We start from the raw sequence: 25052 nt of genomic DNA on the forward strand, positions 1-25052 counted from the left end.
GCCTCCGCGGGAATGACGGCTGTGATGGCGTAACTGGATCACCCCGTCGCGAACTGCCCGAACGGCAGCAACTTGTCCGCCAGTGCCTTCGTCGCATTCGCATCGCCAGCCCGCAACGGCACCAGCACCGCCACCGCAGCCTTGCGCACATACCCGTCGATCGCAGTCGGCGTCGGTGCCCTGCTCGCGGTCTCGACCAGCGCGCGTCCCCGCGCATCGTTCGGATCCAGCTCCAACCGCAACAACCCGGCCAGCCCGGCAAACATCGCGCGGTTACCACCCAACGCCACCGACTTGTCCAAAGCCTCGAACCCAACCGCTTTCTGCGCGCCCGCCACCGCGCGCCCGACGAACCGCCCGAGCTTCGCGATAACCCCGACATGCCAGGCCCCCAACGCCGCCTGCGCCTCGGCATTGCGCGGATAACGGACAACCAGCGCCTCATATTGTTTCCGCGCGGCGATCGCCTGACCCCGGTTACCGAGCAGCTTGGCGCGATACCCGTTCGCCATCGCCTGCATGATCGCGGCCTCGGCATCGTTCGGCGAGCGGCTCAGCGCCTGCCCGGCCGCCGCCGCCGCCCGGTCGATCCGCGCCAGCGCGACGCTGCGATCGCGGTCGACGAATCCAGCCTGCGTCAGCAACTCGCGTGGCGTTTCCGCCTGGACCGGCGTCGCGCACAGGACGGCACAGATCGCCAACGAGGCTCCTACGCAACCGGAATACCATCTGGTCATACAACCTCGCACGAAAGCAACGTCACGCCAATTCGACCACCGAATCGTCCGTTAATCATAAGTCGATAACGTTTATCGGGACTTAACGGACGTTTGCGCAAGCCCTCAGAGTGTTGCCGCGGCCTCGATGATGGGCACGAACTTATCCGCGGTCAGGCTCGCACCACCGACCAGTGCACCATCGACGTTCGGCGTATCGAGAATCGACGCCGCGTTAGACCCCGTCACCGATCCACCATACAAGATCCGCACACCCGCCGCCGCATCGCCGATCAGCATCCGCAACTTGGAGCGCGCGATCGCATGGATCGCCGCGATCTCGTCGAGCGTCGGCGTGCGGCCCGTGCCGATCGCCCAGCGCGGCTCGTAGGCGAGCGTGAACCAGCTCCCGTCCGCGTTGTCGGGCACCGACTTCTCGATCTGCGCTTGCACCACCCGCTCGGCGCGATCCGCATCACGCTCCGCCTCAGTCTCGCCGCAGCACAGGATCACGTGAAGCCCCTGTCGCCGCGCCGCCGCCGCCTTCGCCCACGCGTCGTGGCTCGTCTCGTGCTGATCAGCGCGTCGCTCCGAATGACCGACGATCGTGAACGATGCGCCGACTTCCTTGACCATCGCCGCCGAGACGCAGCCGGTATGCGCGCCCGAATCCGCCTCGTGCACGTCCTCCGCACCGATCGCCAACCCCGGCACACGCTGCGACGCCGCATCGATCAGCGTGAATGGCACCGCGACCGACACGTCGATCCCCGGCGCCGCCTGCGCCGCCGCCGCGATCGTCTCGAGTTCGACAAGCATCGCCCGCGACCCGTTCATCTTCCAGTTTCCGGCTACAAGCTTCCGCCGCATCACGATCTCCCGCATGTTTTGCCCAGCGATAGCGACGCGACCGCCCTGCACAACCCCGCACGGGACGACACGCCCCCAACGCCTGTGCAACCGCCCGACTTGAAGAGCCGCCCTTGGCCCCGTAAAGCAACCGCGTTCCCATCCCTGTCGATCGGCTGTCCATGCTCGCTTTCTTTCGTCGCCTTACCCATTCGAAGGTCGGCGTGGTCATCACCTTCATCGTGCTCGGCGTCATCGCGCTCGCGTTCGCGGCAGGCGACATCACGGGGCTCAGCTCGATGACCGGCGGCGCAGGGATCACCGGTGGCGACGTCGCCAAGGTCGGCAAGGCCGAGGTCACCGTCAACGAACTCAAGACGCAGGCGCAGACACAGCTCGAAGGCTTCCGCCAGGAACAGCCGACGCTCGACATGGCGACCTTCGTCAACCAGGGCGGGCTCGAAGGCACGCTCGACCGGATCGTCTCCAGCATGGCGCTCGAGCAGTTCGGCCGTGCGCAGGGCATGGTCGTCAGCAAGCGCGCGGTCGACGGCCAGATCGCCAGCATCCCCGCGTTGCAGGGGCCGACCGGCAAGTTCGACGAGAATTTGTATCGCCAGGTGCTCGCCCAGCGGAAGCTGACCGACGCGCAGATCCGCAGCGACATCGTCCGCGACACGTTCGCACAGCAGCTCACTATTCCGAGCACCGGCGCGACTCAGGTCGCCAGTGCACTCGCGCTCCCCTACGCCTCGCTTCTGCTCGAGAAGCGCACCGGCACGATCGGCTTCATCCCCGCCGCAGTCGTCCCCGCTGGCCCGGCGCCGAGCGACGCCGACCTGAACACTTTCTACAAGCGCAACATCGCGCGCTACACCGTGCCCGAGCGCCGCATCGTCCGCTACGCGATCGTCTCGCCCGACCGGGTCAAGGCACAGGCCGTCCCGACCGACGCCGAGATCGCCAAGACCTATCAGCAGGACCGCGCCCGCTACGCCGCGACCGAGAAGCGCACGATCACGCAGGTCGTCGTCGCCGATCAGGCCGGCGCCATCGCGCTCGCCGCCAAGGTGAAGGCCGGTACCAGCCTCGCCGACGCAGCCCGCGCTGCCGGCCTCGAAGCCTCGACCCAGGCCGGCGTCGAGAAGGCTGCCTATGCCGGCACCGCCTCCGCGCAGGTCGCCGATGCCGTGTTCGCCGCCGCCAATGGCGCGGTGATCGGCCCGGTCCGCACGCAGCTTGGCTGGACGGTCGCCAAGGTCGACAAGATCGAGAACGTCGCCGGTCGCTCGCTTGACCAGGTCCGCGGCGAGATCGCCGCTGCACTCGGCATCCAGAAGGCCGCAGCTGCGCTGTCCGACGTTCACGACAAGATCGACGACTCGCTCTCGAAGAACGCGACGTTCGACGAAGTGATCGCCGACCAGAAGCTCGCTGCCGTCACCACGCCGGCGCTGATCGCCAACGGCGTCAACCCCGACGATGCCGCCAGCAAGCCCGATCCCGCGATCGCGCCGCTTGTCGCCGCCGCGTTCCAGGCCGCCGATGGCGACGGGCCGCAGCTCGTCCAGCTCGGCACCGATGGCGGCTTCGCGGTCGTCGCGCTCGGCCGCGTCGTTCCCGCCACCCCGCGGCCGCTGGCACAGGTTCGCGCCGACGTGCTCCGTGACGTGACCGCGGATCGTTCGCGCCAGGCTGCGCGGAAGGTCGCCGCCGACGTGCTCGCGCGCATCAACAAGGGCATGCCGATCCAGCAGTCGCTGGCGCAGACCAAGCTGCCACTTCCTGCCGCGCGTCCGCTGACCGCATCGCGTGCGCAGATCGCCGCCGATCCGCGCGGTGCACCACCAGCGCTCGCGCTGATGTTCAGCATGGCGCCGAACACCGCCAAGACGCTGGCGGCGCCAGACGACAGCGGCTGGTTCATCATCAAGCTCGACAGCATCGCCAGCGGCAATGCGGCCGGCAACCAGGCTGCGATCAAGGCCGCGCGCGGCAACATCGCCCGCTCGGTCGGTCGCGAATATGTCGAGCAGTTCGCCAAAGCGGTCCGCGCCGACGTCGGCGTGAAGACCAACGCAACCTCGATCGCCCGCGTCCGTGCCGACCTGCTCGGCCAGGGCCCCGCCGGGAACTGATCGTATGACGAGCGCGCGCGAAGCTCTGGCCGAAGGGCGTCCCGCGCTCGTCTGGCGTCGTCAGGTCGCCGATACCGAGACACCGGTCGCCGCCGCGCTGAAGCTGATCGAGCCGGGGCGTGGCGACTTCCTCCTCGAATCGGTCGAGGGCGGCGCGATCCGCGGTCGCCACAGCCTGATCGGCCTAGCCCCCGACCTGCTGTTCCGCGCGCATGGGCATAGCGCCGAGATCAACCGTCACTGGGCCACCGATCGCGAGACGTTCGCGCCGTGCCAGGTGCCTACGCTCGATGCGTTGCGCGCACTGGTCGCCGAATGCCGCGCGGAGGTTCCGCCCGAACTGCCCCGCGCGCTCGCCTGTCTGGTCGGCTATTTCGGCTATGAGACGATCGGCCTGGTCGAGACCCTGCCGCAGCCGCCGGTCGATCCGCTCGGCCTGCCCGACATGATCTTCGTGCGGCCGACCGTCATCCTCGTGTTCGATCGCCTGACCGACGCGCTCTACTTGGTCGCGCCGGCTTGGCCCGATCCGGCCCGCGATGCCGACTCGATCGTGACCGAAGCCGAAGAGCGTCTCGACGCGGTCGCCGCCAAGCTCGCGAGTACGCCCGTCCCCGCACCGATCCACGCCGACGTCGCCGAACCGACCTACACGCCAGCGCTCCCCGAAGGCCGCTACGGCGAGATGGTCGCCGCGGCAAAGGACTACATCCTCGCCGGCGACATCTTCCAGGTTGTGCTCGCGCAGCGCTTCAGCACGCCGTTCGCGCTGCCGCCGTTCGAACTCTACCGCTCGCTACGCCGCATCAATCCATCGCCGTTCCTGTACCACCTAGACCTCCCCGGCTTCGCGCTGATCGGCTCCAGCCCCGAAATCCTCGTTCGCGTCCGCGACGACGAAGTAACGATCCGCCCGATCGCCGGCACGAGGCCACGCGGCAAGACCGCCGCCGAGGACGAGGCGAACCGCGTCAGCCTGCTCGCCGACCCCAAGGAGCGCGCGGAACATCTGATGCTGCTCGATCTCGGCCGCAACGACGTCGGCCGTGCCGCGGCACCGGGATCCGTGAAGGTAACGGCCAGCTACGGCGTGGAATTCTACAGCCACGTCATGCACATCGTCTCGAACGTCGTCGGCACGCTCTCCCCCGACAAGGACGCGCTCGACGCGCTGTTCGCGGGCTTCCCCGCCGGCACGGTCAGCGGCGCACCGAAAGTCCGCGCCTGCCAGATCATCGCCGAACTCGAACCCGAACGCCGCGGTGCGTATGCGGGCGGGGTCGGATATTTCTCCCCCGACGGCTCGATGGACTCGTGCATCGTACTGCGGACGGCGGTGGTGAAAGACGGCACGATCCACGTTCAGGCTGGCGCGGGCATCGTCGCCGACAGCATCCCCGAATACGAACAACGCGAATGCGAAGCCAAGGCCGGCGCGATCCTCGCCGCCGCGCGCGAGGCTGTCAGCCGAGCGAAGGCTTCGGGTTTCGGTCAGTAGAGTCGATCACCCAGGACCGACCTGCGCCTTAACATTACACCGCCCCGGAGACGGCCAGGATCCAGTTGCAAAGGTCGCGGTAACGATGCGCGACCTGCTTTACGAATGTTCCCCAACTGGACCCCGGCCTCGATCCTCCCCCGCCAAAGGGAGGTGGCGCCGAAGGTGACGGAGGGGGAGGACACAGAGCAGAGGTTGTCCCTTACCTCCCCCTCCGTCTGGCAAGCGCCAGCCAACTCCCCCTGAAGGGGGAGGATCGCAGGGTGAGCGCTACTCCTCCAGATCCAGATACGCGACGACGTCGTTCTCCGTGGCAAGATACAACCCCGCCTGCACATCCTCTTCCTGCTGCGCTGCGATCGCCAGCGCCTCCCCGAGTGGACCATAGAACAGCGTCGTCGCAGCCCCGCCCTCGCCGCTGTCATCGAGGTGATACAGTCGCACCGACACGCTGGAAGAAACTGTCCGCATTTCAATACCCTATCGCAGATCTTTATGACGCAAAATTCACGGAACCAATTGCGAAGCAGCGCAACTTTGCCCGCTCTCGCCCGTTACGCTAGCAGATACAGGGATTTGATATGCATCAGGATGAAGGTTTTCCGGTGTCGCGCCGTGGCGTGATCGCCGGCGGTGTCGCATCGGCTACGTTGGCAGCGGCACCCGTTGCGCAGGCTCAGACGCAGGGCACCCAGCAATCGGCACCGCCGACCATGCCAGTGACGCTAAAGGTCAACGGCCGCACCACCAAGCTCAACGTCGACACGCGCACTACGTTGCTCGACGCGCTGCGTGAGAATTTGAAGCTTACCGGCACGAAGAAGGGCTGCGATCACGGCCAGTGCGGCGCGTGCACGGTGATCGTCGAGGGTCGGCGCATCAACAGCTGCCTGACGCTCGCAGTCATGCACGAAGGCGAGGAGATCACGACGATCGAAGGTCTTGGCACGCCCGAGAAGCTGCACGCGATGCAGGCGGCCTTCGTGAAGCATGACGGGTACCAGTGCGGCTATTGCACGCCCGGCCAGATCTGCTCGGCGGTTGCGACGCTCGGCGAGATCAAGGCGGGCATCCCCAGCCATGTCACTGGCGACATCTCGGCACAGCCAACCGTGACCACCGACGAACTGCGCGAGCGGATGAGCGGCAACATCTGCCGCTGCGGTGCCTATGCGAACATCATCGACGCGATCCACGATGTCGCCGGTACGGAGCGCAGCGCATGAAGGCCTTTACCTACGAGCGCGCCACCTCGGCCAAGGAAGCCGCCAGCGCTGCGGTTCGCACGCCGGGCGCCAAGTTCATCGCGGGCGGTACCAACCTGCTCGACCTGATGAAGCTGCAGATCGAGACGCCGCAGCATCTGATCGACGTCAACGGCCTCGGTCTCGACAAGATCACGCCGACGTCTGAGGGCGGGCTCCGCGTCGGCGCGCTCGTCCGTAATACCGATCTCGCCGCCGATGCGCGCGTGCGCAAGGATTACGGAGTACTGAGCCGTGCGCTGGTATCTGGCGCTTCGGGCCAGCTCCGCAACAAGGCGACCACCGCAGGCAATCTGCTCCAACGGACGCGCTGTCCGTATTTCTACGACACGACCAAGCCCTGCAACAAGCGTCAGCCCGGCAGCGGCTGCGCGGCAATCGGCGGATTCAATCGCAATCTCGCGGTGATGGGTACGAGCGAGGCGTGCATCGCGACGCACCCGAGCGACATGGCGGTTGCGATGCGCGTTCTGGATGCGACGGTCGAGACGGTGAACGCCGCTGGCCAGACGCGTGCGATCTCGATTGCGGACTTCCACCGGCTCCCCGGTGCTACACCGAACATCGAGAACTCGCTCGCACCCGGCGAACTCATCACGGCCGTCACGTTGCCGAAGCCGATTGGCGGAACGCACATCTACCAGAAGGTGCGTGACCGTGCGTCCTACGCCTTCGCGCTGATCTCGGTAGCGGCCGTGATCCAGCCCGGTGGCCGTGGGCGTCTCGCTTTCGGTGGTCTCGCGCACAAGCCGTGGCGTGTCGAAGCCGCCGAGGCTCAGATGCCCAACGGCGCCAAGGCGACCGCGTCGGCTGTCCTCGCCGGCGCCCGCACCACATCACAGAACGCGTTCAAGCTGCCGTTGGTCGAACGCACCATCGGCGCCGTGTTCGAAGAAGCGAAGGCCTGATCGCCATGAAGTTCGATACCCCCGCTACGGCGAACCCGACCGACCGCATGAAGGTGCTCGGCCAGCCGCTCGATCGCATCGACGGCAAGCTGAAGACCACCGGCACCGCGCATTACGCCTATGAACGCAACGACGCCGCGCCCAACGCCGCCTATGGGTATATTCTCGGTGCGGCGATCGCCAAGGGCCGCATCGAGAGCATCGACACGGCTGATGCGAAGGCAGCGCCGGGCGTGCTCGCCGTCGTCACGTATGAGAACGCCGGCAAGCTCGGCAAGGCGAAGAACCACACCGCGCGGATGCTCGCCGGCCCGGAAGTTCAGCACTACGACCAGGCCGTGGCTGTCGTCGTCGCGGAGACGTTCGAACAGGCGCGCGCCGCCACCAAGCTACTCCGCGTCAACTATGCGCGCACGGCCGGCCGGTTCGATCTTGCCGCATCGAAGGGGTCGGCGACCAAGCCGAAGAGCGGCACGCCCGACACCGCGATCGGCGACTTCGCCGGTGCGTTCGCCAAGGCAGCGGTGAAGGTCGACGAGCGCTACACGACGCCCGACCAGAGCCACATGATGATGGAGCCACACTCCACCACTGCGGCGTGGAAAGACGGCAAGCTGACTCTCTGGACGTCGAACCAGATGATCAACTGGGCGGTTGGCGACATGAGCGAGACGCTGCTGCTGCCGAAGGAAAGCATCCACGTGATGTCACCCTATGTCGGCGGCGGTTTTGGCTCGAAGCTGTGGGTCCGCAGCGACGCGGTGATGGCCGCGCTCGGCTCGCGCGCGATCGGCGGACGTCCGGTGAAGCTCGCGCTCGCCCGCCCGCAGGTGATGAACAATACGACGCATCGCCCCGCGACGATCCAGCGCCTTCGTATCGGTGCGCAGAAGGACGGCAAGATCACAGCGATCGCGCATGAGAGCTGGTCGGGCGATCTCCCCGGCGGTGGTCCCGAGACCGCGCCTAATGCGACCCGCCTGCTCTACGCCGGCGCCAACCGGATGACAGCGACGCGTCTCGCCGTGCTCGACCTCCCCGAGGGCAACGCGATGCGCGCGCCGGGCGAGGCGGTCGGCCTGCTCGCGCTCGAAGCCGCGATGGACGAGCTGGCCGAGAAGCTGAAGATGGATCCGGTCCAGCTGCGCATTATCAACGACACGCAGGTCGATCCGGAAAAGCCAACGCGCCAGTTCTCGCAGCGTGATCTGATCGGCTGCCTGAAGACCGGCGCCGAACGCTTTGGCTGGAACAAGCGCAACCCCGTCCCGGGCCAAGTCCGCGATGGGCGCTGGCTGGTCGGCATGGGGATGGCGTCAGCGTTCCGCGACAACGTCACGATGAAGTCGGGTGCGCGCGTCGGGATCGACAAGAAGGGCGTCGTCACCGTCGCCACCGACATGACCGATATCGGCACCGGCAGCTACACGATCATCGGCCAGACGGTCGCCGAAATGATGGGCGTGCCGATGGAGAAGGTCATCGTCCTGCTCGGCGACAGCAGCTTCCCGGCCTCGTCGGGTTCGGGCGGCCAATGGGGCGGCAACAGCTCGACCGCGGGCGTCTACGCGGCGTGCATGGCGTTGCGCGAGCGAGTCGCGCAGAAGCTCGGGTTCAACTCGACCGACGTCGTGTTCGAGGACGGCAAGGTAAAGTCGGGCAACCGCAGCGTCTCGCTGTCGGAAGCCGCAGGCGATGCCGGCATCTCCGCCGAGGATTCGATCGAGTTCGGCGACCTGACCAAGACGTATGCGCAGGCCACGTTCGGCGCGCATTTCGTCGAGGTCGGCGTCGACTCGGCGACCGGTGAGATCCGCGTCCGCCGGATGAGTGGTGCGTTCGCCGCCGGTCGTATCCTCAACCCGAAATCGGCCCGCAGCCAGGTGATCGGCGCGATGACGATGGGCGTCGGCGCGGCGCTGATGGAAGACGCGATCGTCGACACGCGGTTCGGCTATTTCGTCAACCACGATCTCGCCGAATATCACGTGCCCGCGCACGCCGACATTCCGATGCAGGACGTGTTCTTCATGGACGAACTCGACGAGAAGTCCTCGCCGATGAAGGCCAAGGGTATCGGCGAACTCGGCCTGTGCGGCGTCGGCGCGGCCATCGCCAACGCGGTCTACAACGCGTGCGGCGTCCGCGTCCGCGAATACCCGCTGACGCTCGACAAGGTGATCGGCAAGATGGTCTGATTACCCCTCCCCCGCGTCGTGACATATGACGCGGGGGGAGTTCGGCATCGTTATTCCGTGGCGACGGCCTGCAACCCTGCTAGATCAAGTATCCGTATCCTCCCATAGGCGACCTCGACGATACCCTCGCGCTCCAGCGTCTTCAGGTGGCGGTTCAGGGTCTGGCGAGCGATACCGACGATTGCCGCAAGTTCGTCCTGCCGGATGGTGACGCTGCCATCGCCGGCGACCGAGGCGCGCAGAAGTGCAACGGCCAGTCGCACGCGGATACTCTGGCCGATGCTGTTGGCGATGAACCGCAGTGCGGTGCGTTGATGCGCGCAGACCAGCAGCCCGAGATCGCGGTACAGTTCCGGTTGAAGAGCGGCAGCGCGGGCAAAGGCGGGCATCGGCACGTGGAGCAGGCGGGCGGGCCCGAACGACGTCGCCTCGTGAGGACGTGGCAGCCCGTCGAGCGTCGACAGCTCGCCGAACCATGTGCCTGGCCGGACGATCAGCGCGAGCAACTCCGCGCCGTTCACGGAAAGGCCCTTCAGCCGAACCTGGCCCTCTACCACCGCCCAAAGACCGTTCGGGGGATCGCCCAGACCATAAATCCGTGCGCCAGCTGCCAGCACCTCGGTCCGCGCCTCGCGCAGAAGTCCGTCGCGACGCCCGATCGCCATCGCCGCGAACCACGGATCGGCCATTAGCGTATCGATGTCCGCTTGGTGCATCCGACCATTTTTACGCGGTTCGGCGAGATTGTCACCATCGCGACATTTTTATCGTGGCGACTGCCGTATTGTCGGGGAAACGATAAGGAGGCGGATGATGGCTACGGCATTGAAGGCGATGACGACGGTACGCGATCAGGTGTCCGCCGAGGAATGGGCGCTGCGCGTCGACCTCGCGGCGGCGTATCGGCTGGTCGCGCTCTACGGCTGGGACGATCTGATCTTCACGCATCTTTCGGCGCGCGTGCCCGGGCCCGATCATCATTTCCTGATCAACCCGTACACGCACATGTTCGAGGAGATCACCGCGTCGTCGCTGGTCAAGATCGACGTCGACGGCAACAAGGTCATGGACACGCCAGCGCCGGTCAACCGCGCAGGGTTCGTGATCCACTCCGCGATTCACGCCGGGCGCGACGATGCGGTCGCGGTGCTGCATCTCCACACCCCCCACGGCCAGGCGGTGTCGGCAATGGCGGAGGGCCTGCTTCCGCATACCCAGACCGCGATGATCGCCGGGCATGACGTCGCGTATCACGACTTCGAGGGCATCGCGACCGAGCTCGAGGAGCGCGAGCGGCTCGTCGAGGACCTCGGCACGAAGAATTCGATGATCCTGCGCAATCACGGGACGCTGACCGTCGGCGAGTCCGTGCCGCAGGCCTTTCTGCGCATGTATTTCCTGGAGCGCGCGTGCGAGGCGCAGGTGCTGATGCTGAGTGCCGGCCGGGACAATCTGAACAGCCCGAACCAGGGCGTTGCCGAAAAGGTCGAAGGCCAGTCGGGCGGTCCCGGCATGCGCATGCTTGCCGACGGCCTTGCGTGGCCTGCGCTGCTGCGCAAGCTCGATCGCGTCAATCCCGGCTATCGGGACTGACGTCACACGGCGATCGATCTGCAGGGCATGGGCCAGCGGTCACGCTCACGGGCGCGACGCTGAGCCAGAACATCGCAATCGGCGCCGCTCCGGACGTATCCGGAGCGGCGCCGTCGTTCGTTTCAGTGCGCCGTTTGCTTAGCCGTGCAGCGACCGGCGGAACGTCTCCGGCAGGAACACGAGACCGACAACCGCCGTCACCGCGCAGGCGAGGATCGGGTACCAGAGCCCGTAATAGATGTCCCCGGTCGCCGCGACCATCGCGAACGCCGCGGTCGGCAGGAACCCGCCGAACCAGCCATTGCCGATATGATAGGGCAGCGACATCGAGGTGTAGCGGATCCGCGTCGGGAACAGCTCGACCAGCAGCGCGGCGATCGGGCCGTAGACCATCGTCACGTACAGCACGAGCAGGACGAGGATGGCGACGACCATCGGCTTGTTGATCTGCGCCGGGTCCGCCTTTTCAGGGTAGCCGACCGCAGTCAGTGCGCTCTTCACCTCGGCACCGAACGCCTTGATCGCCGCGGCCTTTTCAGGCCCGGAGACTACAGCCGGATTGACGACCGGGATGGTCGTGCCGCCGATCTTGATCTGCGCGACCGTGCCGGCGGGGGCTATCACGTTGGCGTAGGAGATACCCGCCTTCGCCAGATACGCCTTGGCAATGTCGCACGAGCTGCTGTCGAACTTGTTCTTGCCGACCGGATCGAACTGCACCGAGCACTCGTCGGGGTTGGCTACCACCGTCACCGGCGAATTGGCCTGTGCCGCATAAAGCGCGGGGTTGGCGGCCTTCGACAGCGCATGGAACAGCGGCATGTAAGTGAGGGCCGCAAGCGCGCACCCGGTCAGGATGATGTATTTCCGCCCGATCTTGTCCGACAGCCAGCCGAAGAAGATGAACGCCGGCGTCGCGATCAACAGCGCGATCGCGATCAGGATGTTGGTGGTCGGCCCGTCGACGCGCAGGTTCTTCTCGAGGAAGAACAACGCGTAGAACTGGCTGGTGTAAAACACGACGCCCTGCCCGACGACTGCACCGAACAGCGCGATCAGCACGACCTTGAGGTTGCTCCACTGCCCGAACGCTTCGGTCAGCGGCGCCTTCGAGGTCTTGCCCTCGTCCTTCATCTTCTGGAACACCGGGCTCTCTTCGAGCTGCATGCGGATCCAGAGTGATACCGCGAGCAACGCGATCGAGACGATGAACGGGATACGCCAGCCCCATGCCGCGAACGCCTCTTCGCCGACGAGCGTGCGGACACCGATGACGATCAGCAGCGCCGCGAACAGCCCGAGCGAAGCGGTGGTCTGGATGAAGCTGGTGAACAGCCCACGCTTCTTGTCGGGCGCATGCTCGGCAACATAGGTCGCAGCGCCGCCATATTCGCCGCCTAGCGCGAGCCCTTGCAACAGGCGCAGCACGACCAGCGCGATCGGCGCGGCGACGCCGACCGAGGCATAGCTCGGGAGCAGGCCGACCAGGAACGTCGACAGGCCCATGATCGCCATCGTGACGAGGAACGTGTTCTTGCGGCCGACGACATCGCCGATCCGTCCGAACACCAGCGCACCGAACGGCCGCACCGCGAACCCCGCCGCGAACGCCGCGAGCGCGAAGATGAACCCGGTGGTCTCGTTGACGCCCGAGAAGAACTGCGCGGTGATGATCGTCGCCAGCAGGCCGTAGAGGTAGAAATCATACCATTCGAATACCGCACCCAGCGAGGATGCGATGATGATCAGCGGCTGGCTCTGCTTCACGTGCCCAAGGGGCGATGCGTCCCCTGTTGTCGTCGCCATGGCGGTATCCTCTCAGATGGGTTGGGGGGAACAGCCGATCTCCGCCGGCTTTTTGAAAAAACTTGCCGTCTGCGTCATCCTGGGCTCGACTCAGGATCCAGAACCACGAGTATCGTCGTCCTTGGCTCTGGGTCCCGGCGTTCGCGGGGATGACGATGGTGGCGCCCGCGCGATCCTCCCCCGCAAGGGGGAGGTGGCTGGCACTTGCCAGACGGAAGGGGCGGTAAGGAAAACATTGGTTCCGCATCCTCCCCCTCCGTCACCTTCGGCGACACCTCCCCCTTGCGGGGGAGGATCGTGAAATCATGCTCTAGAACGAGTACCGTGCCGCAAGCTCGCCGCGGTCCATCTTGCCAACCTGGCCGTCGACCAGCGCGCGCTCCGCGTGACGGAATTCGACACCGAGATCGATCGCCTTGACCGGCGAGTAGAACAGGTTGGCGGACGCACTCCAGGCCGACTCGCTCGCGCCGATCGGTTCGCCACCGCGCGGATAGTCGATCGACTGGACGCTGCCGATGAAGGTCGAGCGCAGCTTGTCGGTCCAGCCGAGCTTCAACGCCGCAAAGCCGGCGGTCAGCGTCGGCGTATACAGCCGCGCACCGACCACCGGCATGAATACCGCATCGGGGGCGAGATCGAGACCGACATAGCGGCCGATCCCGTCGCCATGCGTGACCATGAAGCGGATATCCGAGCGGCCCTTGGCATCGAGCGGCACCTTGCCCGCGAACGACACGCCCCACGCATCGGCGCTGTCCTTCAGCGTGCCCGTGTCGATCGTCAGCTTGCGTGCGAGCCCCGCCAGCGAGAACTCGCCGAACGCGGTCTTGTAGTTCAACCGTGCGGTGACGTCGGGCAGCCGATCGTCGGCATTCTCCACGATCGTTGCGGACGCCAGGCTGGTCGACGCGGTCTCCGGATTTTCGGCCGCGACCGAGAGCGTCAGCGTATCGTTCAGCTTGCGCGTATAGCGGATCTGCGCCTGGCGGACGAACACGGTGCCTTCCGACGGGCCGATGAAGTCGGTCGTCTCGGGCAGCGCCGCGGTATACTGGAAGTTGGTCCATTCCTGCCCGAACAGCCAGTTGTCGAACGTGAAGAATGCCCGACGCAGACCGGGGTTGTAGCCGTTGACGACACGCTGGTTGCCTTGAGTCCCCGGCACGACCTGGAAATCGACTTCGAGCAGGCCCTTCAGCGTATGCCCGGCGATCGGCGTTTCCGTGCCCAGCACGATCCGCGTCTGCTTGGCATGCGCCTCGACGCTATTGCCTTCGTTGCGGCCGCCGACCGGAGTCATGCTCGGGAAATAAAAGTCACGACCGACCGATTCCGGCGCGATGTTGCCGCCGCTGTAGCGGCTGACCGACGCCCAGGTCTTGATGAAGCCGTTCAACTTGACCGTCGTCCCGGCGACCTTGAACCCATCGGTCGATGGCGCTGCGCCCGGTGCCTTCGCTTCGGCAAGCGCGGTCGGCGCGGTCGGACCCATCGGCGCGGTCGGATGAAGCTCGTTCGGCGTGGACGCGACCGCGGTAGGCGGAGCGGCCGATGTCGCAGGGCCAGCCGGCTGAGGAGCGGTCGCCGCCGTCGCTCGCGCAGCGTTCAGCTCGCCGCGCAGATCCTGCACTGCCGCTTCGAGCGCCTTCAACCGCATCTCGAGCTCGACTTCACGCGCGGTCTGCGCCTGTGCCAAGCCCGGCACCAGCGCAGTGCCCGCGAGCAACGCCGTCAAGACCAGCCGTTTCGTAAACGCCATACGTGTCATCCCCGTCTCTGTCCTCTTCCACTGATCTGACGCGTGGATAGCAGCGACCTCATCATGCCGCATTGCGAACCTGCGTCCATCCCTTACTTTGGTGCGGGATGATCGCCCGCAAGCGACCGCGTACAGCGCGGCAAAAGGAGAGCCAGATGACCGAGGCCAGCTATCCCGTCCCCGCGGAATGGGCGAAGGACGCCCTGATCGACGCCGCCGCCTATGACCGGATGTATGCCGAGGCCGCGACCGATCCCGACGCGTTCTGGGCGAAGGAGGCCAAGCGCCTCGACTGGATCGTCGCCCCGACCAAGATCAAGGACACCTCGTTCGACGAGAGCGATTTCCGCATCCGCTGGTTCGAGGACGGCCAGCTCAACGTCGCCGCCAACTGCGTCGATCGCCACGCCGACGCGCGCCCCGACGCGACCGCGATCCTGTGGGAAGGCGATGACCCTGCCGACGACCGCAAGATCAGCTACGCCGAACTGCGCGACGAGGTGTCGAAGCTCGGCAACGCGCTGAAGGCGAAGGGCGTCAGGAAGGGCGACCGCGTCACGATCTACCTGCCGATGATCCCCGAGGCGGCGTTCGCGATGCTCGCCTGCGCGCGGATCGGCGCGATCCATTCGGTGGTGTTCGGCGGCTTCTCGCCCGAGAGCCTGTGCAACCGCATCCACGACTGCGACAGCCGTATCGTCATCACCGCCGACGAGGGTCTGCGTGGCGGCAAGACCGTCCCGTTGAAGGCCAATGTCGATGCCGCGCTCGACCACGGCGATCTCGCGGTCGAGACCGTCATCGTCGTCCGCCGCACCGGCGGCAAGGTGACGATGACCGAAGGCCGCGACTGCTGGTATGCGGAGTGCGTCGAGGGCCAGTCGACCGACTGCGCGCCCGAGCCGATGAACGCCGAGGATCCGCTGTTCATCCTCTACACCAGCGGATCGACCGGCCAGCCCAAGGGCGTGCTCCACTCGACTGGCGGCTATCTGGTGTGGGCGTCGATGACTCACGAATACGTCTTCAACTACCGCCCCGGCGAGATCTTCTGGTGCGCCGCCGATGTCGGCTGGGTCACCGGTCACACCTATTCGCTGTACGGCGCGCTCGCCAACGGCGCGACCACCGTGATGTTCGAGGGCGTGCCGAACTATCCCGATCACAGTCGTTTCTGGCAGATCGTCGATAAGTATCAGGTCAACATCCTCTACACCGCACCGACCGCCCTGCGCTCGCTGATGCGCGAGGGCGACGACTGGGTCACGCGCACCAGCCGCAAGTCGCTCCGCCTGCTCGGCTCGGTCGGCGAACCGATCAATCCCGAGGCGTGGAACTGGTATCATAACGTCGTCGGTGACGGCCGCTGCCCGATCGTCGACACCTGGTGGCAGACCGAAACGGGGGGTCATATGATCTCACCTTTGCCCGGCGCAACCGCACTCAAGCCCGGCAGCGCGACCAAACCCCTGTTCGGCGTGATACCCGAACTTGTCGACGCGGACGGCAAGGTGCTGGAGGGCGCGGTCGAGGGCAACCTCGTCATCGCCGACAGCTGGCCCGGCCAAATGCGCACCGTGTGGAACGATCACGAACGCTTCTTCCAGACGTACTTCTCGACCTATCCCGGCAAGTATTTCACCGGCGACGGCTGCCGCCGCGACGAGGACGGCTATTACTGGATCACCGGCCGCGTCGACGACGTTATCAATGTCAGCGGCCACCGCATGGGCACCGCCGAAGTCGAGAGCGCGCTCGTCGCGCATTCGAAGGTCGCCGAAGCGGCGGTCGTCGGCATGCCGCACGACGTGAAGGGCCAGGGCATCTACGCCTACGTCACGCTCAACGCGAACGCCGAGCCGAGCGAGGATCTGCGCAAGGAACTCGTCCAGTGGGTCCGCCGCGAGATCGGGCCGATCGCGACCCCCGACATCCTCCAGTTCGCACCGGCCCTGCCCAAGACGCGCTCGGGGAAAATCATGCGCCGCATCCTGCGCAAGATCGCCGAGAACCAGCTCGACCAGCTCGGCGACACGTCGACGCTCGCCGATCCCGCGGTGGTCGACGCGCTGATCGCCGGCCGCGAGGAGGCTATCCCCGTACCGGCATGACGCGCACGATCCTCATCGCCGACGACCACCCGCTGTTCCGCCAGGCGCTCAAACTGGCGGTCAGCCGCGCCGCGCCCGACGCGGTGGTGATCGAGGCGGGGCAGCTCTGCGAGGCGGTCGATGCGGCTCGGGGGGCAGAGCGGCTCGACCTGATCCTGCTGGACCTGCGCATGCCGGGCTCGGAAGGGTTCGCGGGCGTCGCGCTGCTCCACGCCGAGCGCCCCGACACGCCGATCATGGTGATATCGTCGGCGGACGAAGCCGAGGCCGCCCCCCGCGCGCGGGCGTATGGCGCGATCGGCTTCGTCTCCAAAACCGCCGACCTCGCGACGTTGGAAAACGCCGTAGCCCGAGCCCTCGTCGGCGAACGCGACGCGCCGATCGAGTGCGTTCCCGTCGACGCCATGGCCACGCGCGTCGCAAGCCTGACGCCGACCGAACTCAAAGTCCTGCTCGGTGTCCTAGCCGGTCGCCTCAACAAGCAAGTCGCCTTCGACCTCGGCATCTCCGAAGGCACGGTGAAAGGCCACATGACCGCCATCCTTCGCAAACTCGGCGTCCAGAACCGCACGCAAGCCGTCCTTGCGGCACGGGCAATGGACATCCACTTCGCCGATTAGCCGCGCACGGCCTGCCCCTCCCCCACCGTCATCCTGACGAAAGTCAGGACCCAGGATACCACCCACCCCGATTTTGGCTCTGGATCCTGACTTTCGTCAGGATGACGAAGTGTGCCCGTGCCCCCAATCCTCCCCCGCCAGGGGGAGGATCAAGCAGGCTCAACCCCCAGCGCCGCAGCCGCAGACGCATCCTCGATAAACCGCCACAAATCCGCCGGCACCACCGGCTTCGTCAGCACCACGAGCCCCACACACCGCACATCGTCAGCAACCGCGCGATCCGCCGTCACTAGTGCAATCGCCGGCGCCGGCACCATCGCCCGCAACCGCGCAACCACATCCAGTCCGTCCGCCACCTCGTCCAGATGGAAGTCGACCAGCGCCACGTCCGGCTCCTCGTCCGCCGCCAGCTCCATCGCCTCGGCGATCGTCGCAGCCAGCAACGGCACGCACCGCCGCGCGCGCAACGCCGCATCGAGCGCCGCGAGGATCGTCGCGTCGTTGTCGAGACACAGCACCCGCAACCCCGGCACCAGCGCACGGCTCGCCAGAGGCGTTGGCAACACAACATCCAGCCCGGCCGGCGCAAGCGGCACGCGCACCGCAAACGTCGTCCCCCGCCCCAATTCCGACCGCAACTCCACTGCCACCCCAAGCAACCGCGCAATCCGGCGGACGATCGCCAAGCCCAGCCCGACGCCGCCGCCCGCGCTCCCCTTGCTCTCCAGCCGCTCGAATTCCTCGAAGATCCGCTCGCGGTCACCCGCAGCAATGCCCGGCCCGTTGTCGCGCACCTCGATCAGCACATCGTCGCCCCTCCGCCGCGCCCCAATCCAGATCCGCCCATCCGCCGAATAGCGCACCGCATTCGACAGGAAATTCTGCAGGATCGACCGCAGCAACGACCGGTCCGTCGCCACGCTGAACGCGCCGGGATGCGCCGCCAGCACCAGCCCGCGCTCGCCCGCCAACGGCGCGAACTGCACCGTCAACTCGTCGATCAACGCCCCCAGCGCAAACCGCTCGACCTTCGGCACCACACCCCCCGCATCGAGTCGCGACACGTCGAGCAGCGCCCGCAGCAACGTGTCCGCCGAGCCGATTGCGCCATCGATCGCGCGTACCAGCTCGCCCTGATGCGGTGCCTTCCCCTCGTCGAGCGCCGCGCAGAACAACCGCGCCGCATGCAACGGCTGAAGCAAATCATGGCTCGCCGCCGCCAGAAACCGCGTCTTGTCGCGCGTCGCGGTCTCCGCCGCTGCGCGCGCCTCGTCCAGCATGTGGTTCGACTGCGCGAGATCCTGCGTCCGCGCGACGACCCGCGCCTCGAGATCGGCCTGCGCCTCCTTCTCCGCGGTGATGTCGGTGAAGCTCTGGACGTACCCGCCGCCCGGCATCGGCCGCCCGACCATCTTGATCCACCGCCCCGACGGCCGCTGCCGCTCGAAACTATGCGGCGTGCCGCGCGCGAGATGCGCCACCCGCCGACCGACATGCGCCGCGATATCGCCCGCGATACCTTCGCGCTCGGCATTGTAGCGGATCAGGTCGGCGATCGAGCGCCCGACCACGACATAGCCCTCTGGATAGTCGAACATCTCGACATAGCGCGGATTCCACGCGACCAGCCGCAGGTCCGCGTCGATCACGCTGACGCCCGGGTCGATCGTCTCAAGCGTCGCGGACAAGAGCGTGCGCGAGAACCGCAGCGATCGCCCGCGCTGGTCGAGCAGCCGGACCACGTCGCTGACGTCGATCGCCGAACCGGCGATGCTCGACGCGACGATCTTGCGCGCCGATGGAGCGCCGATCACGCCTGCGATCAGCCGCTCGGCGGTGCGCGCGGCGGGGCCGTCGATCGGCGCGCGGAGATCCACCGACGCCACGCCGATCGCCTCCGCCTCGCCATCGCCAACGAACCGCGCGACCAGCATCCGCAACTCGCCCAACGTCGTGACGTGATCGAGCGCGGCATTCCCACGATGCCGCTCGCGCATGTGCAGCCCGGTCATCAACGCGACGTTGACGCCGAGGCTCCACACCGTGCCATTGACCAGCGGCGAACCGATCCGCCAGCCGAGCAACGCGTCCGGATCGAGCCAACCCCGCGTGAACTGTGCCAAGGCTGGCCCAACACCCTCGCCGATCGACGGCAGCAACAGGCAGTAGATCCAGACGATCACGCCGCCGACCAGTCCCGCGCGCGCGGCGGTGTGGTTGGCGAAGTTCCACCCGACCGTCGCGATCAGCGCAGGCGCGAACTGCGCGACGCCGGCGAACGCGATCAGCCCGATCGACGCGAGCGGCAGGTCCGCGCCGAGGCTCCGTCCATAGACCAGCGCGACCGCGACGATCGCGGCGATGATGAGGCGCCGAACGCGCAGCATCCGCCGGCCCAGCTCGCCCTCGCCCGCCTCACCGTGGCGACGGAGCAGCAACGGCGCGAGCAGGTCGTTGGTCGCCATCGTCGACAGCGCGATCGTCTCGACCACCACCATCGCCGTCGCCGCTGAGAAGCCACCGAGAAACGCAATCAGCGCGACGAGATGCTGCCCCTGCTGCAACGGCACCGCGAGCACGTACAGGTCGGGCTCGGCATCGCCTGGCAACAGCGTCATCCCCGCGAGCGCCAGCGGCAGGACGAGGAGCGAGATCACCACCATGTAGGCAATGAAAGGGCCACGCGCCCGGGCGATCACGTCAGGTCCCCGCGCCTCGATCACGCCGACGTAGAATTGCCGCGGCAGGCACAGGATCGCCGACGCCGACAGCAACGTCCGCACGCAGAAATCCGACGACAGCGCCCCCCAGGTGAAGCCCGACCGAAGCCGGGCCATCGGTGCCGCCAGCGTTTCCGCCGGTACGTCGGCGAGCAACGCGACCGTCACCACCCCGAGCACGACGAAACACAAGAGCTTGATCAGCGACTCCGCTGCGATCGCCGCCACCACGCCGGGGTTGCGCCCCGCGACCTCATACCGCCGCGCGCCGAAAACGATCGCGAACACCGCCAGCAGCAGCGCGACGAGCGTGCCGACCTCCGCAGAACTCCTTACGCCGGCGATCGCGCCGAAGCTGAGCGTGACCGATCGCAGCTGGAGCGCGATGTACGGTACCGACGCGAGCAACGCCGTCCCCGCGACGATTGCCGCCGTGCCTCGACTTCGCCCGTAACGCGCGGAAATGAAGTCCGAGATCGAACTCGATCCCTCCTCGCGCGCCAGCCGCACCAGCCGCGCGAGAAATTTCGGTGCGAGCAGGAACACCAGCGCGGGGCCGAGATAGATGGCGAGGTAATCCCATCCCCGCGTCGCTGCGGTGCCGACGCCGCCAAAGAATGTCCAGCTGCTGCAATACACCGCCAGCGACAGCGGATACGCGATCCGTCCGAGCCGTTGCGACAGGCCCCGCCGGTCCACCACCCAGGCAATCCCGAACAGCAGGATGCCATAGGCAAGGATCGCGAAGATGACACTTGGCCCGACGATGATGGCGCTCCGTTGTTCGCTGTCCGAGGATGCTCCCTAGCACAGGATCGGCGGTGCGCTCGGGTCCACCGGTCCGGTCGTCAGGCTGTCGCCTCGGCCTTGCGCCACTGCCGGTAGCCGATCGCCGCGAGCACGATCATCGCGGCGTAGAGCCCTGCCGTCAGCGTCAGGCCTTTGACGAGGAACATGCCGACATAGAGGGTGTCGACGACGATCCAGAGCAGCCAGTTGGCGGTATGGCGGCGAGCGGTCCAATATTGCGCGACGAGGCTGAAACTGCTGAGCGCGGCGTCCATCCAAGGCAGCGCAGCGTTGGTGAAGCGGCTCATGAACCAGCCGATCGCGACCGCGCCCGCTGCGCCCGCGGCGAGACTTGCGAGGGCGTGCGCGGGGCGGAGCGGCATCACGACGACGTCGCCGGTCGCGTCCTTGCCACGGGTCCAGGCAACCCAGCCGTAGAGGATCGCGAGCCCGAACAGCGCTTGGAGTATCATGTCGGCGTAGAGCCGGACGTCCAGGAACAGCTTGAAATAGAGCGCGCAGGCGAGGAGGTTGACCGGCCAGCACAGCATGCGGCGCGTTGCGGTCAGCCAGATGCCCGTGACGCTCACCGCGACCGCGACGATCTCGAACGCTGTCATCGCGGGCCAGCCCCCGCTTCGATCGCACGGAGAAAACCTAGACCCGGATCGGACAAGAACCATTCGGCATGGCCGATCAGATAGCCATCCCAGGCCAGCTCGGCCGATGCCGGATCTTCGACCACCGCGGTGAAATAGTCGATCTCCGACAGCGCGAACTCGAGGTGGACCAGCGGAAGCAAGTGCACGACCGCCGCAACATCCGCGTGGCCGAGCGGCGTGACCGTGGCATAGCCCGCGAGCAGCGCCAGTGCCGCCTTTGGATCGGCGATGTCGTCCGTCCCCTGCCCCAGGTCGAGCCAGCGGACCGCCGTGCGCTCGATCGCAGTGGCGATGTCGTGGACGGCGCAGGTGCGGTCGGCGAGCCCGAAGTCGAACACGGTTCGAACACTGCCGTCGCTCGCCCAGAGCAGGTTGGAGGGATGCCAGTCGTTGTGCGTCCACAATGTAGGTTGCTCGGCAAGCAAAGGCGCGAGTCCCTGCCCTAATGCTTCGAACAGATGGCCGAGTTCGTGGCGCCAAGGCCGGGATGCCAGGAACGCGGCCAGCGCGGGACGGGCCGTGACATAGGCCTCGGCAGCGACGAGCGGATCGGCGGCGGGGAGGATGGTGAAGCTGGCGACCAGCGGTTGCGGTCGGCGCGCCGGGGCGGTGAAACTGCGCGTGGCCTCGTGCAACTTCTCAAGCGCCACACCGGCGGCATGGGCATGCGCGTACGAGGCGAACGGCGTCCACGACAGGCTGTCGCGGTACAGGTCCGCACCCGGCGCCTCGCGGTGCAGTTCGTATGACCAGGCACCGCTTTCCACCGCCGTCGCGCCGTCCGACGTCGTCATGACCTCGGGTACCGACACGCCCTTGCCGGCAAGGTGAGCGATGAACGCGTGTTCCTCGACCAGTCCTTCGAGCGAGCGGACGCTGCGATGATGGCGCTTCACTAGGAACGTGCCCCCGGTCGTATGTGCCAACGTCGCGGCGGAAAAGGGACGCGGGGAATGCCAGTGCAGCCCGGTCATCCGTCCTGCCGCCGGGAAGCGGGCGAGCACCGCCTCGGCCTCGTCCGCAGTTATCGCGGGCCAAGTCGGCGACTCCATCGCGGTGCCCATGCCGTGGACCAGGTGCGCGGGCTGCGTCGCCATCTCAGAACGCCCGCGAGATCGTCGCCATGACCGCCGCACCGCTGCCGATGTAATAGGCGGGCGGCGCGCCGGCGATGACCGTGCCGTTGCGGCCGATCGTGTCCTGCGCATTGGTGCTGACCGACTGCACGCCGGCAAGGACATGCGGATCGGTGACGTTGATCGCGTTGACGCGCAGGTCGGTGCGCTTGCCGTCAAGCCAGTCTGCGAGGTGCATGCCGACAGACAGATCGAGCGTCGCATAGCCCTTGATGCGCTCGTCGTTCATGAAGCTCGCATATTGCCGGCCGATATATTTCGACGCGACGCTGCCGAAGAAACGCCCGTCGTCATAGATCCCGCCGGCGCCGAACTGGACGGTCGGGCTGGACACCGCGTGCTTGCCCCTGGTCGGCAGGAAGTCCGTGCCGACCGGGAGGTCGTCGTCGATCCGGGCGCGTAGATACTCGCCGGAAAGATACAGGCTGACCCCGGCGACCGGGCGATAATCGATCTCCGCATCGACGCCGTACGAGGTCTGGCCGCCCGCGTTGAGCGTCGCGTTGACCTGCGCGCCGCCCTGATCGAGCACGGTCGCGAGTTGGCGGTTGCGGAACTTGTAGTGGAAGCCGGTCACAGAGGCGGAGACCTGTTCGCCGATGAAGCGATAGCCCACTTCCTGCGAGACCGAATATTCGTTCTTGAGCGCGTTGGTGCCCTGCACGACGACCGCGCCACCCGCATAGCTGTTGTAGAGCGTGAACTCGTTGGGCGTGCGGAAATTGGTGGTGATGTTGGCGAACAGCTGTTGGCGATCGTCGAGCCGGTAATGGATCGCGGCGCGCGGCAACGCCGCGAAGCTGTCGTTGCGGACCTTGTCCTGCGGGCCGGGGAGGTAATTGCGGCCGTTGCGCAGGACGTTGACGCCCTTGAACCCGGCATCGATCGTCAGCCGCGAGTTCAGTGCTATGCTGTCGGCGAGGAAGAAGCCCTTCGTCACAGTGACGGTGCGCTGGTTCTCATAGGCGAGCAGGCGGCCGTCGGCGGTGCGGATGGCCTTTGAACGATAGCCCCAGCGGTCGAACGGCTGCCCAGCGGCGTCGATCGAGGTGTACGACTGCGTGACGCGGTCGGTGCCGTAGTCGAACCAGAGCCCGGCGGTGAGCATGTGCGCGCCGGTCCTGAAGGTGAGCTTGCTGACGTTCCCGGTTCGCATCTGGTCGCCGGTATAATTGCCGAGCACGGTCGCGACGCCGTCGACTGCACCGGGCAGCGCGATCGGCTGTGCCAGTTCCTCGGTGCCAAGGAAATTGCCTTCGGTGGTCAGCTGCGTGCCGTAAGGCGAGTTGCCGTAGCCGAACTGGAGGTAGGTGGTGCTGTCGAGCGCCAGCCGATCGGTCAGCACAAGATGCACCGGCGCGGAGGCGTAGAGGTTGCGGAACGGCGCGCGGTACAGGCGCCAGTAATTCGTATTCCCCTGCGTGTAGCGCTTGTCGTAGTTGAAGCCGCGACCTTGCGCGTTCCATTCGGCGAGCGTCGGGCTCGGATAGCTCGACGAGTTCGCGTCGTTGTACGACAGCGCGAGGCTGGCGCGGTTGCCGGCGCCCCATTCGCCCAGGATCTTCGCGTCGATATGCTGGCGCGTGTCGAAACCGGCACCCCGCCAATTGTCGGCGCGGGTGTTCGAATAGGACAGGAACGCCTTCAGCCCAGTGTTGCCGATCGTCCCGCTATCGACGCGGAAGAACCCACGCCGCGCCGCGTAGCTGCCGAGCGACAGGTCGACGAGTGCACCGGGCCGCGCCTTCGGATCGTCGAGCGACAGCGACAGCAGCCCGCCCGCGCCGCCGAGCGTCGGCGAATCGATATCGACCGAGCCTTGCGCGAGCGAGATACGCTTCAAATTCTCGGGGTCCGCGAACTGCGACGGGTAGGCGTAATAATAGCCGATGTCGTTCTGCGGTGCGCCCTCCATAAGCACGCCGATTTCGTCCTGGCCGAGGCCGCGCAACGTCAGGCTCGAACTGGTCGACAGGCCGTAGGGATCGCTCGACGCGACGTTGGCGCCGGGCAGCAGCGTCACCAACTGAAACGCGTTGAGCGTCGGCGCCTGCTTGACGATGAAGTCGGCGGAGATCGCACTCTGCGCGCGCGGCACCTTCTGGTCGGGCAGCAGACCGGCTGGATCCTGCTTGCCGACCACCCGGATCTCGGCGGGTTCGACCGGATCGGACGCTTGCGCCCCGGCCGATGATGCGGCGAGGCTCGCGGAAAGGGTCAGGGCGACCTGGCCCAAGAGCCTGCGCTTGCGCTCGGCGGGTAATACACGGAAACCAGCACT

At 66.7% G+C, this 25052-nt stretch carries 18 protein-coding genes; 8 read left to right on the forward strand and 10 right to left on the reverse strand.

The genetic code is table 11. The annotated features are described in order from the left end of the window. Positions 1-38: 38 nt before the first annotated feature. Both O6W96_RS03455 and tpiA read right to left on the reverse strand, forming a co-directional pair. Positions 39-701: a hypothetical protein gene (locus O6W96_RS03455; protein ID WP_353468255.1), complete on the reverse strand. Its 663-nt coding sequence runs from the start codon at positions 699-701 to the stop codon at positions 39-41. A 141-nt stretch (positions 702-842) separates the two neighbouring features. Beyond that, positions 843-1586, reverse strand: a complete 744-nt coding sequence (tpiA, locus tag O6W96_RS03460) for a triose-phosphate isomerase (protein ID WP_435372172.1) — start codon at positions 1584-1586, stop codon at positions 843-845. 161 nt (positions 1587-1747) lie between these two features. Here tpiA and O6W96_RS03465 point away from each other — a divergent pair, with 161 nt between their 5' ends. Beyond that, positions 1748-3703, forward strand: a complete 1956-nt coding sequence (locus O6W96_RS03465) for a peptidylprolyl isomerase (RefSeq protein ID WP_353468256.1) — start codon at positions 1748-1750, stop codon at positions 3701-3703. Between the two features lie 4 nt (positions 3704-3707). Further along, a complete protein-coding gene (trpE, locus tag O6W96_RS03470; protein ID WP_353468257.1) occupies positions 3708-5201 on the forward strand; it encodes an anthranilate synthase component I in 1494 nt (497 codons plus the stop codon). 270 nt (positions 5202-5471) lie between these two features. Here trpE and O6W96_RS03475 read toward each other — a convergent pair whose 3' ends face one another. Further along, positions 5472-5672, reverse strand: coding sequence for a hypothetical protein (locus O6W96_RS03475; RefSeq protein ID WP_056481627.1), 201 nt, complete (start codon positions 5670-5672; stop codon positions 5472-5474). A 110-nt stretch (positions 5673-5782) separates the two neighbouring features. On the opposite strand from O6W96_RS03475, the gene paoA reads away from it, so the two are divergent. From paoA to paoC, 3 genes are read left to right on the forward strand one after another with little or no spacing between them, the layout of a single operon-like run. Next, on the forward strand, positions 5783-6427 hold the full coding sequence (gene paoA, locus O6W96_RS03480; RefSeq protein WP_353468258.1) for an aldehyde dehydrogenase iron-sulfur subunit PaoA: 645 nt from the start codon (positions 5783-5785) through the stop codon (positions 6425-6427). After that, a complete protein-coding gene (locus O6W96_RS03485; protein WP_353468259.1) occupies positions 6424-7374 on the forward strand; it encodes an FAD binding domain-containing protein in 951 nt (316 codons plus the stop codon). The genes paoA and O6W96_RS03485 overlap by 4 nt, the downstream gene beginning before the upstream one ends. Before the next feature lie 5 nt (positions 7375-7379). Then, the gene (gene paoC, locus O6W96_RS03490) at positions 7380-9572 is read left to right on the forward strand and encodes an aldehyde oxidoreductase molybdenum-binding subunit PaoC (protein WP_353468260.1); all 2193 of its coding nucleotides are present in this window, start codon (positions 7380-7382) and stop codon (positions 9570-9572) included. Between the two features lie 50 nt (positions 9573-9622). Here paoC and O6W96_RS03495 read toward each other — a convergent pair whose 3' ends face one another. Continuing rightward, on the reverse strand, positions 9623-10288 hold the full coding sequence (locus O6W96_RS03495; RefSeq protein ID WP_353468261.1) for a Crp/Fnr family transcriptional regulator: 666 nt from the start codon (positions 10286-10288) through the stop codon (positions 9623-9625). Between the two features lie 97 nt (positions 10289-10385). Here O6W96_RS03495 and O6W96_RS03500 point away from each other — a divergent pair, with 97 nt between their 5' ends. Further along, positions 10386-11165: a class II aldolase/adducin family protein gene (locus O6W96_RS03500; RefSeq protein ID WP_353468262.1), complete on the forward strand. Its 780-nt coding sequence runs from the start codon at positions 10386-10388 to the stop codon at positions 11163-11165. Between the two features lie 138 nt (positions 11166-11303). On the opposite strand, the gene O6W96_RS03505 is transcribed toward O6W96_RS03500, so the two are convergent. Then, positions 11304-12971, reverse strand: a complete 1668-nt coding sequence (locus tag O6W96_RS03505; RefSeq protein ID WP_353468263.1) for an MFS transporter — start codon at positions 12969-12971, stop codon at positions 11304-11306. 310 nt (positions 12972-13281) lie between these two features. Next, the gene (locus tag O6W96_RS03510; RefSeq protein WP_353468264.1) at positions 13282-14733 is read right to left on the reverse strand and encodes a DcaP family trimeric outer membrane transporter; all 1452 of its coding nucleotides are present in this window, start codon (positions 14731-14733) and stop codon (positions 13282-13284) included. 155 nt (positions 14734-14888) lie between these two features. Here O6W96_RS03510 and acs point away from each other — a divergent pair, with 155 nt between their 5' ends. After that, positions 14889-16844 carry an acetate--CoA ligase gene (acs, locus tag O6W96_RS03515; RefSeq protein ID WP_353468265.1) on the forward strand — a complete coding sequence of 652 codons (1956 nt, stop codon included), beginning with the start codon at positions 14889-14891 and terminating at the stop codon, positions 16842-16844. Beyond that, positions 16841-17464 (forward strand): response regulator transcription factor, encoded by a 624-nt coding sequence (locus O6W96_RS03520; RefSeq protein ID WP_353468266.1) that lies wholly within the window; start codon positions 16841-16843, stop codon positions 17462-17464. Before acs ends, O6W96_RS03520 begins: the two co-directional genes overlap by 4 nt. Positions 17465-17613: 149 nt before the next feature. Here O6W96_RS03520 and O6W96_RS03525 read toward each other — a convergent pair whose 3' ends face one another. From O6W96_RS03525 to O6W96_RS03540, 4 genes are all read right to left on the reverse strand, one after another. After that, on the reverse strand, positions 17614-20886 hold the full coding sequence (locus tag O6W96_RS03525; RefSeq protein WP_353468267.1) for a PAS domain-containing hybrid sensor histidine kinase/response regulator: 3273 nt from the start codon (positions 20884-20886) through the stop codon (positions 17614-17616). 146 nt (positions 20887-21032) lie between these two features. Continuing rightward, on the reverse strand, positions 21033-21593 hold the full coding sequence (pnuC, locus tag O6W96_RS03530) for a nicotinamide riboside transporter PnuC (RefSeq protein ID WP_353468268.1): 561 nt from the start codon (positions 21591-21593) through the stop codon (positions 21033-21035). Then, a complete protein-coding gene (locus O6W96_RS03535; RefSeq protein ID WP_353468269.1) occupies positions 21590-22732 on the reverse strand; it encodes a phosphotransferase enzyme family protein in 1143 nt (380 codons plus the stop codon). The genes pnuC and O6W96_RS03535 overlap by 4 nt, the downstream gene beginning before the upstream one ends. A 1-nt stretch (position 22733) precedes the next feature. Continuing rightward, positions 22734-25007, reverse strand: coding sequence for a TonB-dependent receptor (locus O6W96_RS03540; protein ID WP_435372185.1), 2274 nt, complete (start codon positions 25005-25007; stop codon positions 22734-22736). Positions 25008-25052: the final 45 nt, after the last annotated feature.

Source organism: Sphingomonas faeni (assembly GCF_040407495.1).
GTDB lineage: Bacteria > Pseudomonadota > Alphaproteobacteria > Sphingomonadales > Sphingomonadaceae > Sphingomonas > Sphingomonas faeni_D.

Coding starts and splice junctions, on each gene's coding strand:
- trpE (WP_353468257.1), top strand. CDS start 3,708: ATGACGAGCGCGCGCGAAGCTCTGGCCGAAGGGCGTCCCGCGCTCGTC.
- O6W96_RS03535 (WP_353468269.1), bottom strand. CDS start 22,732: ATGGCGACGCAGCCCGCGCACCTGGTCCACGGCATGGGCACCGCGATG.
- O6W96_RS03520 (WP_353468266.1), top strand. CDS start 16,841: ATGACGCGCACGATCCTCATCGCCGACGACCACCCGCTGTTCCGCCAG.
- acs (WP_353468265.1), top strand. CDS start 14,889: ATGACCGAGGCCAGCTATCCCGTCCCCGCGGAATGGGCGAAGGACGCC.
- O6W96_RS03505 (WP_353468263.1), bottom strand. CDS start 12,971: ATGGCGACGACAACAGGGGACGCATCGCCCCTTGGGCACGTGAAGCAG.
- pnuC (WP_353468268.1), bottom strand. CDS start 21,593: ATGACAGCGTTCGAGATCGTCGCGGTCGCGGTGAGCGTCACGGGCATC.
- O6W96_RS03475 (WP_056481627.1), bottom strand. CDS start 5,672: ATGCGGACAGTTTCTTCCAGCGTGTCGGTGCGACTGTATCACCTCGAT.
- tpiA (WP_435372172.1), bottom strand. CDS start 1,586: ATGCGGCGGAAGCTTGTAGCCGGAAACTGGAAGATGAACGGGTCGCGG.
- paoC (WP_353468260.1), top strand. CDS start 7,380: ATGAAGTTCGATACCCCCGCTACGGCGAACCCGACCGACCGCATGAAG.
- O6W96_RS03465 (WP_353468256.1), top strand. CDS start 1,748: ATGCTCGCTTTCTTTCGTCGCCTTACCCATTCGAAGGTCGGCGTGGTC.
- O6W96_RS03485 (WP_353468259.1), top strand. CDS start 6,424: ATGAAGGCCTTTACCTACGAGCGCGCCACCTCGGCCAAGGAAGCCGCC.
- O6W96_RS03495 (WP_353468261.1), bottom strand. CDS start 10,288: ATGCACCAAGCGGACATCGATACGCTAATGGCCGATCCGTGGTTCGCG.
- O6W96_RS03510 (WP_353468264.1), bottom strand. CDS start 14,733: ATGGCGTTTACGAAACGGCTGGTCTTGACGGCGTTGCTCGCGGGCACT.
- O6W96_RS03500 (WP_353468262.1), top strand. CDS start 10,386: ATGGCTACGGCATTGAAGGCGATGACGACGGTACGCGATCAGGTGTCC.
- paoA (WP_353468258.1), top strand. CDS start 5,783: ATGCATCAGGATGAAGGTTTTCCGGTGTCGCGCCGTGGCGTGATCGCC.